Origin of the sequence: Streptomyces sp. NPDC099050 (assembly GCF_044759865.1) — a bacterium.
Classification (GTDB): domain Bacteria; phylum Actinomycetota; class Actinomycetes; order Streptomycetales; family Streptomycetaceae; genus Streptomyces.
In genome coordinates this window covers 140,004-153,124 of sequence record NZ_JBIWAE010000011.1, presented here as the reverse complement: position 1 = coordinate 153,124, position 13,121 = coordinate 140,004, and the positions used below count along the sequence as shown (strand labels likewise).

The 13,121-nt window shown below is 73.3% G+C and carries 12 protein-coding genes; 3 read left to right on the top strand and 9 right to left on the bottom strand.

Features of this window, described 5'->3' with window-relative positions; translation table 11 throughout:
- Nucleotides 1–59 precede the first annotated feature (59 nt).
- The 7 genes from ACIQV3_RS20265 to ssd all read right to left on the bottom strand — a co-directional run bounded on the left by ACIQV3_RS20265 (nucleotide 60) and on the right by ssd (nucleotide 5,213).
- Nucleotides 60–422 (bottom strand): Rv3654c family TadE-like protein, encoded by a 363-nt coding sequence (locus tag ACIQV3_RS20265; protein ID WP_403713782.1) that lies wholly within the window; start codon nucleotides 420–422, stop codon nucleotides 60–62.
- Nucleotides 419–772: a TadE family type IV pilus minor pilin gene (locus ACIQV3_RS20260; protein ID WP_403713781.1), complete on the bottom strand. Its 354-nt coding sequence runs from the start codon at nucleotides 770–772 to the stop codon at nucleotides 419–421. The genes ACIQV3_RS20265 and ACIQV3_RS20260 overlap by 4 nt, the downstream gene beginning before the upstream one ends.
- On the bottom strand, nucleotides 759–974 hold the full coding sequence (locus ACIQV3_RS20255; protein WP_403713779.1) for a DUF4244 domain-containing protein: 216 nt from the start codon (nucleotides 972–974) through the stop codon (nucleotides 759–761). The genes ACIQV3_RS20260 and ACIQV3_RS20255 overlap by 14 nt, the downstream gene beginning before the upstream one ends.
- Nucleotides 975–1,232: 258 nt before the next feature.
- The gene (locus ACIQV3_RS20250) at nucleotides 1,233–2,009 is read right to left on the bottom strand and encodes a type II secretion system F family protein (protein WP_403713778.1); all 777 of its coding nucleotides are present in this window, start codon (nucleotides 2,007–2,009) and stop codon (nucleotides 1,233–1,235) included.
- Complete coding sequence (locus ACIQV3_RS20245) at nucleotides 2,009–2,893, bottom strand: type II secretion system F family protein (RefSeq protein WP_403713777.1); 885 nt, start codon at nucleotides 2,891–2,893, stop codon at nucleotides 2,009–2,011. Before ACIQV3_RS20245 ends, ACIQV3_RS20250 begins: the two co-directional genes overlap by 1 nt.
- Nucleotides 2,890–4,038 carry a TadA family conjugal transfer-associated ATPase gene (locus ACIQV3_RS20240; protein ID WP_403713776.1) on the bottom strand — a complete coding sequence of 383 codons (1,149 nt, stop codon included), beginning with the start codon at nucleotides 4,036–4,038 and terminating at the stop codon, nucleotides 2,890–2,892. Before ACIQV3_RS20240 ends, ACIQV3_RS20245 begins: the two co-directional genes overlap by 4 nt.
- Nucleotides 4,035–5,213, bottom strand: coding sequence for a septum site-determining protein Ssd (gene ssd / locus ACIQV3_RS20235; RefSeq protein WP_403713868.1), 1,179 nt, complete (start codon nucleotides 5,211–5,213; stop codon nucleotides 4,035–4,037). The genes ACIQV3_RS20240 and ssd overlap by 4 nt, the downstream gene beginning before the upstream one ends.
- 511 nt (nucleotides 5,214–5,724) lie before the next feature.
- Between ssd and ACIQV3_RS20230 the strand changes: the two genes are divergently transcribed.
- Nucleotides 5,725–6,594 carry an HAD family hydrolase gene (locus ACIQV3_RS20230; RefSeq protein WP_403713775.1) on the top strand — a complete coding sequence of 290 codons (870 nt, stop codon included), beginning with the start codon at nucleotides 5,725–5,727 and terminating at the stop codon, nucleotides 6,592–6,594.
- Nucleotides 6,595–7,053: 459 nt separating this feature from the next.
- Here the strand turns inward: ACIQV3_RS20230 and ACIQV3_RS20225 are convergent, their stop codons facing one another.
- A complete protein-coding gene (locus ACIQV3_RS20225) occupies nucleotides 7,054–7,914 on the bottom strand; it encodes an oxidoreductase (protein WP_403713774.1) in 861 nt (286 codons plus the stop codon).
- Between the two features lie 109 nt (nucleotides 7,915–8,023).
- On the opposite strand from ACIQV3_RS20225, the gene ACIQV3_RS20220 reads away from it, so the two are divergent.
- Nucleotides 8,024–9,034 (top strand): ATP-binding protein, encoded by a 1,011-nt coding sequence (locus ACIQV3_RS20220; RefSeq protein WP_403713773.1) that lies wholly within the window; start codon nucleotides 8,024–8,026, stop codon nucleotides 9,032–9,034.
- Here the strand turns inward: ACIQV3_RS20220 and ACIQV3_RS20215 are convergent.
- Nucleotides 8,988–10,352: a hypothetical protein gene (locus ACIQV3_RS20215; protein ID WP_403713772.1), complete on the bottom strand. Its 1,365-nt coding sequence runs from the start codon at nucleotides 10,350–10,352 to the stop codon at nucleotides 8,988–8,990. The genes ACIQV3_RS20220 and ACIQV3_RS20215 overlap by 47 nt on opposite strands.
- A gap of 235 nt (nucleotides 10,353–10,587) precedes the next feature.
- Between ACIQV3_RS20215 and ACIQV3_RS20210 the strand changes: the two genes are divergently transcribed.
- The gene (locus ACIQV3_RS20210; RefSeq protein ID WP_403713771.1) at nucleotides 10,588–13,032 is read left to right on the top strand and encodes a SulP family inorganic anion transporter; all 2,445 of its coding nucleotides are present in this window, start codon (nucleotides 10,588–10,590) and stop codon (nucleotides 13,030–13,032) included.
- The last annotated feature ends 89 nt before the right edge of the window (nucleotides 13,033–13,121 follow it).

The window sequence follows — 13,121 nt, the reverse complement described above, 5'->3', positions numbered from 1 at the left end:
ATCCGGCCCCGTCCCGGTGGATCCGGGCCCGTCCGGCGGGCCGCGGCTTACGGGGGCCCTCACCGGGGCTCCCCGGGCCGTGGCGGCCCGGCACGGGAGCGCAGCCCGGGTCGGAAGGGGCCCGTCGGGGCGCGGGCCGTGATCTCCGCGACCTCGCCCGTCACCAGGCACTCGGTGACCTGGGCGCCCTGCGCCGCCGCCACCCGTACCGCCGTGGCGCAGGCGGCCTCCGGGCCGTGGGCCCAGCTCGCCGCCGCGGCGAGGGCGGCCAGGTCGGCGGCCGCCGCGGCACGGTGCCGGGAGACCACCGCCTGCCCGAGCAGGAGCACCCCGCCGAACACCGCCATCAGCACGGTCACCACCACGACCGCCCACACCGTGGCCGACCCCCGGTCCCGCGCGTCCGCGCGCGCCCCGGTCACGGCGGCGGCCCCACGGTGTCCTCGGCCAGGGCTGCCGCCAGGGCGGTGAGCCGCACCGGCAGCGCGGCCGGGCCCGGGGCGGGCGCCGAGACGCGGACCCGCCACAGGTCACCCGTCCGCGAGAGCTCCACCCGCGCCCCGGGCGGGGCCGCGGCCACGGCCGCCGCCACCGCCGCGTCCGCCGGCTCCGACCGGGCAGCCGCCCGGGCGCCCGCCCGAGCGGCGTCCACACACCGGATCTGCGCGGAGGCCGCCATCAGAGCCCACACCAGCAGTGCCGCGAACAGCACCAGCGCCGGAATCACCAAGGCCGTCTCCGCCGTCACGAATCCGCGGTCAGAACGGCGCATCAAGCGCCTTTCCGATGGTCGACTGGAGTGCCGTCGAGACCAGTTCACTCGTCACCACCTTGTACAGAACGGCCGCGAACGCACACGCCGCGATCGTGCCCATGGCGTATTCGGACGTGGACATTCCCGCATCGCCCGCACGCCGCCTCAGCCCCGCCAGTCCCGTCAGTACCGCTCGCATCCGAAACCTGTTGATCGACATGAAAACCTCCGTTGATTCAGCTTTTTGACGTGTTCTCAGATGGTCATTTCAGGTGGCGGCCGCGGCTGATCATTCGGCCGGCCATTCAGACGATCATTCGGCTGGCCATTCCACCGGCTATTCGCCCCGGCCGTTCGCCCCGACCGTTCAGGCGCCCCTTCAGGCAGGCATCCCTCCGGTCGGCCTTCAGATGACTTTTCAGATGGCCCTCCAGATGGCCCTTCCGCCTGCCTCAACTGCCGCCCTCAGCTGCCGCCCTCAGCTGCCGGAGAGGAGACCGGAAGCCATCCCGATCACCACCGGCGCCACTCCCAGCGCGAGGAAGGCGGGGAGGAAGCACAGGCCCACCGGCGCCGTGACGAGGACCGCCGCCCGCTGCGCCCGCGCCCCCGCCCGGCGCGCGCGGTCCGCCCGGAGGGTCGACGCGAGCCGGGAGACGGGTTCCGCGGCGGGCGCACCCGTACGCGCGGAGCGCTCCAGGCATTCGGCCAGGGCGCGGGCTCCCGGTATCTCCGCCAACCTCCCCCACGCGGCGCCCGGTTCGCCTCCGAGCCGCAGCTCCGCCCCGGCCATCGCCAGCCGGTCGCCCACCGGGCCGCCCAGCGACTCCCCCACCGCCTCGGCGGCGTCCACCGGCCCGGCCCCGGCTGCCAGACAGGCGGCCAGCAGGTCCGCGGCGAAGGGGAGCTGGCGCTCCGCCTCTCCGAGGTCCACCCCCGTGGCGGGCCGTCGCCGTGCGAGCCACCCGCGGACCGCGAATCCCGCCAAGCAGCCGGCCGCCACGCCCGCGAGCCCACCGATCAGCACCCAGGCCACCGCCAGCGCCCCGGCCGGCCCGGCCCAGGCCGCCGGCGCCGCCCGCAGCCGGGGCCCGGACAGCGGTCGCCTGCGCGCCGATTCCACCGCGAGCAGGCGGGCGAGCCGGCGCCGGGCCGCCCGCGCCCTGATGCGGGCGGCCACCACCGACCCCGCGCACAGCGCCGCCGCCGCGAGGCACAGGGCTGTCCCCAGCCTGTGGATGGCGAAGCCGTCCATCACCGCTCCCCCACCCGTACGATCCGCCGGCACCACAGCAGCCCCACCGTCTCCAGCACCGTGCCCGTGAGCAGGCAGCCCCACCCCACCGGCGTGTGCAGGAGCACTCGCAGCGGATCGGCCCCCAGCCCGGTACCGATCAGCAGGCCGACTCCCGGGAGCAGGGCGAGCACAGCCGTCGTCGATCTCGCTCCCGTGAGCTGGGCGCGCAGTGATTCCTCCCGGTCCCGCTCCGCCCTCAGCGCCCCGTCCAGCCGGTCCAGTCCGGCGGCCAGTCCCGCGCCGCCGTCCACCGAGACCCGCCAGCAGGCGGCCATCGCCGCCAGCCCCTCCGCTCCGGGCTCCTTCGCCGCCTGCCGCAGCGCCGCGGCCACGTCCCCGCCGAAGGCCGCAGCCGCCAGGACCCCGACCTCCGCGGCTCCCGGCCCGCCGGGGCCCGACACCGTCCGGCGCATCGCCTCGGTCAGTGCCCGGCCCGGCTGCGCGCCCGCGCGCAGCTCGCCCACCACCGCGCCGCACAGGGCCACCACCTCGGCGGCCCGCGCCGTCCGGGCCCGCTCCCGCTGCCGGGCCCGCAGCCGGCGGCGCACCAGCGGCACCGCCGCCGCCCCCACGAGCAGCGGGATCACCGACCCGCCCAGCAGCGCGAGCGCCAGCCCCGCCCCGAGGCAGGCCCACTCCGGGCCGCGGGCCGCCCGGACCCGGACTCCGGCCACCAGCCGCTCCCAGGGCGCCGGCCCCACCGGCACCGGGGGCCCGGCGCCGGCCAGCACCGCCCTGGCCCGCCGGGACACCCCGTCGGCACCGGCCAGCGCCCAGGCCGCCGCCCCGGCGCAGAGGACGCCGGCGGACACCGGCAGGGCCGCCGCCGCCCCGGCGCTCACCGGGCACCTGCCAGCAGCGGGCGCAGCCGCTCCCAGCCCCGGTCCCGTACGAACCCCCGGGCGCCCCAGCGCAGGGCCGGCACGGTGACCACGAGCCCCGCCGGGTCCCGCTCCAAGACGTGCACCTCGGCGACCCGGCGCCGGCCGGCCCGGTCCCGTACGAGGTGGACCACCAGGGTCAGCGCGGCCGCCAACTGGCTGTGCAGGGCGGCCCGGTCGAGCCCGGCGGCAGTCCCGAGGGCCTCCAGCCGGGCCGGCACATGGGCGGCGGCATTCGCGTGGACGGTGCCGCAGCCGCCTTCGTGACCCGTGTTGAGGGCGGCCAGCAGGTCGGCGACCTCGGCGCCGCGGACTTCGCCGACGACGAGGCGGTCCGGCCTCATCCGCAGCGCCTGTCGGACCAGGTCGGCGAGGGTGACCTGGCCGGCGCCCTCCTGATTGGCCGGCCGGGTCTCCAGCCGCACCACGTGCGGATGGTCAGGCCGCAGCTCGGCCGAGTCCTCGGCGAGCACGATCCGCTCCCCGGGGCCTACGAGCCCGAGCAGGGCGCTGAGCAGGGTGGTCTTGCCGGTGCCCGTGCCTCCCGAGACCAGGAAGGACAGCCGGGCCCGCACCATGTCCCGCAGCAGCCGCTGCCCGCCGGGCGGCAGGGTCCCGGCGGCGACCAGCTCCTCCAGCGTGAAGGCGCGCGGCCGGACCACCCGCAGGGACAGGCACGCCGATCCGACGGCCACCGGAGGCAGTACGGCGTGCAGCCGGGTGCCGTCGGGCATCCGGGCGTCCACCCAGGGCCGGGCGTCGTCCAGGCGGCGCCCCGCGACGGCGGCGAGCCGCTGGGCGAGCCTGCGCACGGCGGCGGCGTCGGCGAAGGTCACGCCGGTCAGTTCCAGCCCGCCGCCGCGGTCCACCCACACCCGGTCGGGGGCCGCCACGAGGACGTCGGTGACCTCGGGGTCGGCGAGCAGTGCCTCCAGCGGTCCCGCGCCGACGAGTTCGGACCTCAGCTCCGCGGCGACGCCCAGCACTTCCGCGTCACCCAGCAGCCGGCCCTGGGCGCGCAGGGCCGCCGCCACCCGTGCCGGGGTCGGATCCGCCCCGCTCTCGGCGAGCCGCTGGCGCACCGCGTCGAGGAGTACGGCGCTCATGCCGACACCCCCTGGGCGGAGCCGAGCGCGCGCTGCCAGAAGCCGTCGCAGAAGCGGGCGAGGGTGCCCCGCCCGTGCGATCCCGGGGGCTCGCCCTCGGCCACCCGGCCCGGGAGCCCCACTTCGACCGGCACCTCGCCGGCCAGCGGAACCCCCAGCAGTGCGGCGACGGCCTCCGCGTCGAGCCCACCGGGCGCGGGGCCCCGTACGACCACGCGGACGTCCCGGGCCACCATCCGGACCCCGGCGGCCACCCGGCCTGCCGCGGCCACCGCGCGCAGCTCGCCCCGCACCACCATGAGCACCAGGTCCAGCTGCGCGAGCGCCTCGGCGACGGCTTCGTCGACCCGGCGCGGCAGGTCGACCACGACGACCCCGCCCCGGCGCCGCGCGGCGGCCACCACCGAGCGCATCGCGGCGGGCGGCACCACCACGCGGTCGCCGCGGTCCCAGCTGAGCACCCGCAGGGCGTGCAGCTCGGGCAGGGACTCCGCCAGTGCTCCGGCGCCGACGCGGCCGCGCGAGGCGGCGAAGTCGGGCCAGCGCAGTCCTTCGGCGGCTTCGCCTCCGAGGAGGACGTCCATCCCGCCGCCGAGGGGGTCGCCGTCGATGAGGATGGTGCGCTCCCCGGCGCGGGCGGCCCGCAGGGCCAGGGCGCAGGCGAGGGTGGAGGCTCCGGCTCCGCCGCTGCCCCCGATGACCCCGACCGCGAGGGCGGGCCTGCCCGCCCCCTCGACCACATCGGCGATCCGGTCGACGAGCAGGCTCTCGGCGTCCGGGAGGGTCAGCACCTCCTCGGCGCCGATCTCCACCGCCCGCTGCCACACGTGGGGGTCGTCCAGGTCCCGGCCGACGAGGAAGACCCCGGGCCGGCGGGGTGCCCCGCGCACCCGCCGGGCGGCATCGTCGCCGACGAGGACGAGCGGTGCCGTCTCCCATCCGACGCCCGCGATGCCAGCGATGCCCGCGACGCCGGTGACCCCCGCGGCGCCCGCGCCCCTCCCGTCGCCGCTCTCACGAGCGGCTCCGCTTTGCTCGGGCACCGCATGGTGCACATGCGGCTCGGCCCCCGCCGCGGCGCACAGCCGCAGCAGGTCGTCGAGCAGCAGGGGGTCCTCGGTGATGATCAGGGGCCGTCCACCTGCGGCCACAGGCCCGCAGGCCCCGGGATTCAGCCTGTCCCCGCCGTCCACCGCGAGATCCCGGACTTCACACGACTTCGATCCAGCCACGATCTCCGCCTCCTTCTCACCGCAAATCCAGCGCCGCGGACTTCGCGGCCGGAATCACCGTGACGGGATCGGGAAAAAGAAGTGGATCTTGCTCTAAAACCGTGGACGGCCGCCCCATTGTGAATAACTCGCTCACCCCAACAGGTGAGTTCCGGAGCGCGCCGGAACGACTACGCACCGTGACGAGTTGGGGAGGGTGAGGGCCTTCGACACACAGGCCCCGCGGAGACGAGGAGGCCCGAGGAATGATCACTTGGGGTCGAAAGCAGGGACGCGAACCGCGTCCGGACATGCGACGACCCCCGCCGGGGGGGAGAGCGGGGGTCGTCCCCACGGTCCGACTCGGGGGGGGGGAGGAGCCAGACCGGGTTAGCACGGTCGCGAACGATCCGTGACTTCCATGGTGTACCCGAGAGGCTTCTCAGGCAAACCCACGCGCCGCACCTTACGCCGAATGGTGGGCGCATATGCTCGGGTCGTGGAAAATCAGCCCTTGCCGCACTCCTCGCCTCGCACCGCAGCCTTCTTCGACCTGGACAAGACGGTCATTGCGAAGTCGAGCACTCTGACGTTCAGCAAGTCCTTCTACCAGGGCGGCCTGATCAACCGGAGGGCCGTGCTGCGCACCGCCTACACGCAGTTCATCTATCTGGCCGGCGGCGCCGACCACGACCAGATGGAACGGATGCGGGAGTACCTGTCCGCCCTCTGCAAGGGGTGGAACGTGCAGCAGGTCCGGGAGATCGTCGCCGAGACCCTGCACGACCTCATCGACCCGCTGATCTACGACGAGGCCGCCTCCCTCATCGAGGCCCACCACACCGCGGGACGCGACGTGGTGATCGTGTCCACGTCCGGAGCCGAGGTCGTCGAGCCCATCGGCGAGATGCTGGGCGCCGACCGGGTCGTCGCCACGCGCATGGTCGTGGGCGAGGACGGCTGCTTCACCGGCGAGATCGAGTACTACGCCTACGGGCCCACCAAGGCGGAGGCCGTACGGGAACTCGCGGAGTCCGAGGGGTACGACCTCGCGCGCTGCTACGCCTACAGCGACTCGGCCACCGACATCCCGATGCTGGAGGCGGTCGGGCACCCGCACGCGGTCAACCCCGACCGGGCACTTCGACGGGAGGCCGTGGCGCGCGAGTGGCCGGTGCTGGTGTTCAACCGGCCCGTACGGCTCAAGCAGCGGCTGCCCGGACTGTCGATGCCCGCACGGCCGGCATTGGTCGCCGCCGCCGCGGTGGGCGCGGCCGCTGCCACCGCCGGGCTCGTCTGGTACGCGAGCCGACGGCGCGCGCTGGCCGCTGCCGCGCCCCGCTGACCAGGCTTCGGACACCCACTGACCTGCGAGGACATCGGGTGTCCGAAGTATCCTGATTCGCACCGGAAAGCAAAGAAATGCGGCCAGGGGTTTCGCTCCGCTCCGAAGCGGAGTACAAAGGAGTCAAGGCCCGCGAGACCAAAGAACATCCGAGAGGATCATCTTTAAAACGCAGTATGGCCCACGGACCGAAACGCATGAACGCCGAGCACCCACGCGACGTCGACCCGTCGATTACGGGCCAGCCGCACCAGGTGACGGGCAAAGCTCCCGACCTGATGGGCAATCATCGAGGACGCTTGGTAACTGGGCGTAAGTGCCAGCGGCGACACCAGAGCAATACGGTGTCGCCGCAACCCATGTCCGGCCCGCATCGGCCCACACCCGGCCCACGTCGGCCCACATCACATCCGGCCCACGTCGGCACCGGATCCGACGTCGGAGGGGCCTTCGGCCCCGTCAGGCCGCGCCGCGCTGGAGCGCCTCGCAGACCGCCGTCGACTCCCGGACCCCGAGTTCGATCGCGCGGCCGCAATGCGCGATCCAGGCCGACATCCCCTCCGCGGTACCGGAGACGTAGCCCTCGAAGGCCTCCAGGTAAGCCTCCCGGCCCTGTTCCGCGTGGCCGACCTCCGCAGGACAGATCGCCTTCGGGTCCAGACCGCTGTTGATCAACACGATCCGCTCCGCCGTCCGCGCCACCAGGCCGTTGTACGAACCGAACGGACGCAGCGCCAGCAGCTCGCCGTGCACCACGGCCGCCGTGATCAGCGCCGGAGCGGAGCCGCCCGCGATGATCAGACGGGAGAGCCCGTCCAGCCGGCCCGCCACCTCCTGCGCGTCGGGCAGGGGCAGATCGATCAGCGGCTCGTCCACCGGCTCACCGGCCAGCCGGGGCCGGCCGACCACGCCACCGTCGGCCGTGGAGCCCGAGGCCACCAGGTGGAGCCGCGCCAGGACCCGTAGCGGCGACTGGCGCCAGATGCTCAGCAGCTGGCCCGCCTCCGCCGTCAGGCGCAGGGCGGCGCCCACCGTGCGCGCCTCGGGCTCCGAGCCGAAGTCGCTCCGGCGCCGGACCTCCTCCAGCGCCCAGTCGGCCCCGGACAGCGCCGCGCTGCCGCGGGCCCCGCGCAGCGCGGCCTCCGAGGCGATCGCCCCGGCGCGGCGGCGCATGACGCGGTGGCCGTAGACCCGGTCCACGGCCTTGCGTACGGAGTCCACGGACTCGGCGACACCCGGCAGACCGGCCAGCGGGGCGAGCGGATCGGCGGCGGCGGCTCCAGAAGAGGCCGAGGCGGCGGAAGCAGAGGCGCTACTCATAAGTAAGGAGCCTACGCACTGCTCCCCCATAGCACCGACCCCTCCTTGGAGTGGTCTTCTTCACTCAGGCATACAACACAAAGCCACCGACCCACTACGCTTCGTGAACATGAAGATCGCTTTCGTGGGGAAGGGCGGCAGCGGCAAGACCACGCTGTCCTCCCTTTTCATCCGCCACCTCGCCTCCAATGAAGCCCGTGTCGTCGCGGTGGACGCCGACATCAACCAGCACCTGGGCACCGCGCTCGGACTCAGCGAGGACGACGCGGCCTCGCTGCCCGCGCTGGGCGCGCACCTGCCCCTCATCAAGGACTACCTGCGGGGCTCCAACCCGCGCATCGCCTCCGCCGACACGATGATCAAGACCACTCCGCCCGGCACCGGCTCCCGGCTGCTGCGCGTGGACGAGGACAACCCCGTCTACGACGCCTGCGCGCGCACCCTGTCGCTCGACGGAGAGCCCGTACGGCTGATGGCGACGGGGCCGTTCACCGAGTCCGACCTGGGAGTGGCCTGCTACCACTCCAAGGTCGGCGCGGTCGAGCTCTGCCTCAACCACCTCGCCGACGGCCCGGACGAGTACGTCGTGGTCGACATGACGGCCGGCTCCGACTCCTTCGCCTCCGGCATGTTCACCCGCTTCGACGTGACCTTCCTGGTCGCCGAACCGACCCGCAAGGGCGTCTCCGTCTACCGCCAGTACAAGGAGTACGCGCGGGACTTCGGGATCACGCTCAAGGTCGTCGGCAACAAGGTGCAGGGCCCGGAGGACATCGAGTTCCTCCAGGACGAGGCCGGTGACGACCTGCTGGTCACCGTCGGACAGTCGGACTGGGTACGGGCGATGGAGAAGGGCCGCCCGGCCGCCTTCGAGCTGCTGGAAGCCACCAACCGGCTGGCCCTGCAGGCGCTGCAGGACGCCGCCGACGACTCCTACGCACACCGCGACTGGGAGCGGTACACCGAGCAGATGGTCCACTTCCACCTGCGCAACGCCGAGAGCTGGGGCAACGCCAAGACCGGGGTCGACCTGGCGGAGCAGGTCGACCCCGGTTTCGTCCTACGGGAACTGCTCACTCCTCGTTCTGACTCGCTCCTGCCGGCTCCGCAGCCGGCTTGACCCCGGCGGGGGCGGCCGGCTTGGCCGGCGGCCCCGCCGTCAGGAACGTGTTCCAGCCCTCCTTCGGCGCCTCGCCGACGTCGAGGGTGCGCATCCACTCCAGGGCCTTCGGGTCCTGGGCGTCCAGCCAGTCCACCAGCTCGCGGAAGGGCACGCAGCGGACGTCCTTCTGCGTGCACATGGTCTTGATGGAGTCCTCGACGGCGCGCATGTAGGTGCCGCCGTTCCAGGATTCGAAGTGGTTGCCGATGATCAGCGGCGCGCGGTTGCCCTGGTAGGCCCGCTCGAATGCCTTGGCCAGTCCGTCGCGCATCTGCTCACCCCAGTAGGCGTGCTGGGAGGGGTCGCCCTGCGTGGTCGTCCCGGACTGGTTGACCAGGTAGTTGTAATCCATGCTGAGCGTTTCGAAGGCGCGGCCCGGCATGGGGACCAGCTGGAGCGGGATGTCCCAGAGGCCGTCCGTCTTCTTGGGCCAGATCTGCTTGCTGATGCCGCTGGAGTCGTAGCGGAAGCCGCCCATCTCCTTGGCCGCCAGCATGAAGTTCTTCTGGCCTTCGAGGCAGGGGGTGCGGGCCCCGATCATCTCCTTGTCGTAGTCGAACGGGAGCGCTTCCATGCCCTTCAGCGCCGGCGAGTTCGTCTTCCAGTTCTTGACGAACGACTTCGCCTGGTTGATCTCGCTCTTCCACTCCCCCACCGACCAGGTCCCGACGCCGCCCTCGGGTCCGCAGAAGTGGCCGTTGAAGTGGGTGCCGATCTCGTTGCCCTCCAGCCAGGCCCCGCGCACCTGCTCGGCGGTGTCCTTGATGCCCTGGGGGTCACCGAAGCCGATGTCGGAGCGGCCCGCGGAGTGCTGAGGAGCGGTGTAGAGGGAACGTTTCTCCTCCGGGAGCATGTACACGCCGCTGAGGAAGTACGTCATACGGGCGTTGTACTTCTTGCCCACCTCGCGGAAATGCGAGAAGAGCTTCTGACTGTCCTCGCCCGCCCCGTCCCACGAATACACGACGAACTGCGGCGGCTTTTCGCCGGGCTTCAGCTTCTCCGCCTTCCGTACGTTCGGCTGCAGCCCCGTGTACGCGGTCGAGCCGTCCCCGATGAGCCGCTTGACGCTGCCCGGCGCCGGGCCCTCGGGCACGGGCGCGCCCTTCTTGGCCGCCTGACCTCCTGGGGCCGGACGGTCGGCGGGCTCCGAGGTGCTGCACCCGGCCGCTCCCAAGACCAGCGCCGTGGCCACCAGGCCGCCGGCGATCCTCTTCCCGGCGATCCTCTTCCCGGCGGCCTTGTTCGTGGCGGGCCTCTTCGTGGTGGCAGTCATCCGCCGCACCTCTTCCCTCGCAGTTCCATCGCAGGACTTCCGCGCCGCAACGTCCCATGCGGTCCGTTTTAAGGAAGGTGTGACAAGCCGGACTAAATGCTTAATCACTCGTGAGCGCTAATTCCTAGGCCGTTTGCCCGCATTACCCCCCATCGGGCTTTACTCTCCATTACCGTTCATTTACCGAGTGTTGAGAATCCCGCCGCTTCACCCCTCCCCCGAGGAGACGGGACCTATGACAGACATCCCCTCCCCCCCTTCCCCTCCCTCCGCCAAAGACCTCCCGGCCGGCGTCCCGGCCGGCACCCGGTCCGGCCTCCAGGCCGACCTCTCCGCCTCCGTCGCCGTCTTCCTGATCGCCCTGCCGCTCTCGCTCGGCATCGCCCTGGCCACCGGCGCCCCGCTCCAGGCCGGGCTCGTCGCCGCGGCGGCCGGCGGGCTCGTGGCCGCACGGCTCGGCGGGACACCGCTCCAGGTCAGCGGCCCCGCGACCGGACTCACCGTCGTCACCGCCGAGTTGATCCAGCACTACGGCTGGCGCACCACCTGTGCCATCACAGTGCTCGCCGGGCTGTGCCAGCTCGGCCTGGCCGTCCTGCGGACCGCCCGGTCCGCGCTGATGGTCAGCCCGGCGATCGTCCACGGAATGCTCGCCGGTGTCGGCGTGACGATCGCGCTGGCACAGCTCCACATCGTGCTCGGCGGCACCCCGCAGAGCTCCGCCCTGGCCAATGTCCGCGGACTGCCCGACCAGTTGGCCGATCTTCATCCCGCCGCGCTCGGCATCAGCGTGCTCACCCTGGCCGTCCTGCTCTGCTGGCCGCGGCTGCCGGGACGCACCGGGCGGCACCTGCGCAAGGTGCCCGCCGCGCTGGCCGCCGTCGCCGTCGCCACGGCCTGCGCCACCCTCGCCGGGCTCAGCCTGCCCCGCGTGGACCTGCCGTCCTGGCGCAGCCACGCGCTGCCCGAACTGCCCGAGGGCCCGGTCCTCGGCATCATCGCCGCCGTCCTGACCATCACCCTGGTCGGCAGCGTGGAATCCCTGCTCTCGGCCGTGGCCACCGACAAGCTGATCGCCGCCCAGCGGGGCACCGGGCAGCGTCCCCCACGGGCCGACCTCAACCGCGAACTGCGCGGCCAGGGCGCCGCGAACATCGTCTCCGGCGCGCTGGGCGGACTGCCCGTCGCGGGCGGCGCCGTCCGCAGCATGGCCAACGTCAAGGCCGGTGCCGTCAGCCGCCGTTCCTCGATGCTGAACGGGCTGTGGATCCTGCTCGCCGCGGGACTGCTCGTCCCCGCGCTCGATCTGATCCCGCTCGCCGCGCTCGCCGCGCTGGTGATGGCGGTGGGCGTGCAGATGGTGAGCGCCACGCACCTGCGCACCGTCACCCGGCACCGCGAGATCCTGGTCTACGCCACCACCATCGTGGCCGTGGTGCTCGGAGGGGTCCTGGAAGGCGTCGCCATCGGCATCGCGATGGCCGTCGCCCTGGCCCTGCACCGCCTGGCCCGGACCCGGATCACCGTCGAGCAGCTCGACAGCGGGGTCCACCGGGTTTGGGCCCGCGGGCAGTTGACCTTCCTGGCGGTGCCGCGGCTGAGCCGGGTGCTGAATCAGATCCCGCACCACGGGCACGCCGTCATCGAGCTCGACGGCTCGTTCATGGACCACGCCGCCTACGAGACCCTCCAGGACTGGCAGGATTCCCACCTCGCCCACGGCGGCTCGCTGGAGGTCACCGGCCGGTCGGGAGCCAGGATCGCCGAAGCGGAGCAGGCCCAGCGGGCGGAGCACGCCGAGCGAGGTGCCCAGCGCAATGCGCAGCGCGGGGACCACCAGTGCTGCCGGCCCTGGACCCCCTGGCAGAACCATTGCGACCACCGCGGCACGGTGGACCGTACGGACGCGGAGGCGGCGGGGAGCCCGGCGGCGGCCGAGAGCCCGGCCGAGCCTCCCGCCCCGGCACCGGCCCCCACCGCGCCGGCCGGGCCCCGCGGACGCGGCGCCGGGCAACTGGCCAACGGGATCAGCGCCTTCCAGCGGGACACGGCTCCGCACGTGCGCGAGGAGCTGGCCCGGCTGGCCCGGGAGGGGCAGCGGCCCTCGCAGCTCTTCCTCACCTGTGCGGACTCCCGCCTGGTGACCAGCATGATCACGGCCAGCGGCCCCGGGGACCTGTTCACCGTCCGCAACGTCGGCAACCTCGTACCCCTCCCGGGGGCCGAGTCCACGGACGACTCGGTCGCGGCGGCCATCGAGTACGCCGTGGACGTCCTGAAGGTGGACAGCATCACCGTGTGCGGGCATTCGGGGTGCGGGGCCATGCAGGCGCTGCTCAACTCGGCGCCCGGGGTGCCCATGACCCCGCTGCGCAGGTGGCTGCGGCACGGGCTGCCGAGCCTGGAGCGGATGGCCAGTCGCCATCACGCCTGGGCGCGGATCTCCGGAAGGCTGCCGGCGGACGCCGTGGAGCAGCTCTGCCTGACCAATGTGGTGCAGCAGCTGGAGCACCTGAAGGCCCACGAAGCGGTGGCCCGGCGACTCGCCGAGGGCACGCTGGAGCTGCACGGGATGTACTTCCACGTCGGCGAGGCACAGGCCTACCTGCTGTCGGAGGGGCAGGACTTCTTCGACTGCCGGGTCTTCGACACCGTGGGCGCGGGCGCGCTGCGCGGCTGAACGGGCAGACCCGCCCGCCGGGCCGTCCGCCGGATCCTCGGCGGGATCTTTGAACCGATACCCTCCCGTATCCGTGCCACTCGGTGGCC

Excerpts from the sequence above, each read along its gene's own strand:
- ACIQV3_RS20260 (WP_403713781.1), bottom strand. The coding sequence starts at position 772 with ATGCGCCGTTCTGACCGCGGATTCGTGACGGCGGAGACGGCCTTGGTG.
- ACIQV3_RS20255 (WP_403713779.1), bottom strand. The coding sequence starts at position 974 with ATGTCGATCAACAGGTTTCGGATGCGAGCGGTACTGACGGGACTGGCG.
- ACIQV3_RS20250 (WP_403713778.1), bottom strand. The coding sequence starts at position 2,009 with ATGGACGGCTTCGCCATCCACAGGCTGGGGACAGCCCTGTGCCTCGCG.
- ACIQV3_RS20240 (WP_403713776.1), bottom strand. The coding sequence starts at position 4,038 with ATGAGCGCCGTACTCCTCGACGCGGTGCGCCAGCGGCTCGCCGAGAGC.
- ACIQV3_RS20230 (WP_403713775.1), top strand. The coding sequence starts at position 5,725 with ATGGTGGGCGCATATGCTCGGGTCGTGGAAAATCAGCCCTTGCCGCAC.
- ACIQV3_RS20225 (WP_403713774.1), bottom strand. The coding sequence starts at position 7,914 with ATGAGTAGCGCCTCTGCTTCCGCCGCCTCGGCCTCTTCTGGAGCCGCC.
- ACIQV3_RS20220 (WP_403713773.1), top strand. The coding sequence starts at position 8,024 with ATGAAGATCGCTTTCGTGGGGAAGGGCGGCAGCGGCAAGACCACGCTG.
- ACIQV3_RS20215 (WP_403713772.1), bottom strand. The coding sequence starts at position 10,352 with ATGACTGCCACCACGAAGAGGCCCGCCACGAACAAGGCCGCCGGGAAG.
- ACIQV3_RS20210 (WP_403713771.1), top strand. The coding sequence starts at position 10,588 with ATGACAGACATCCCCTCCCCCCCTTCCCCTCCCTCCGCCAAAGACCTC.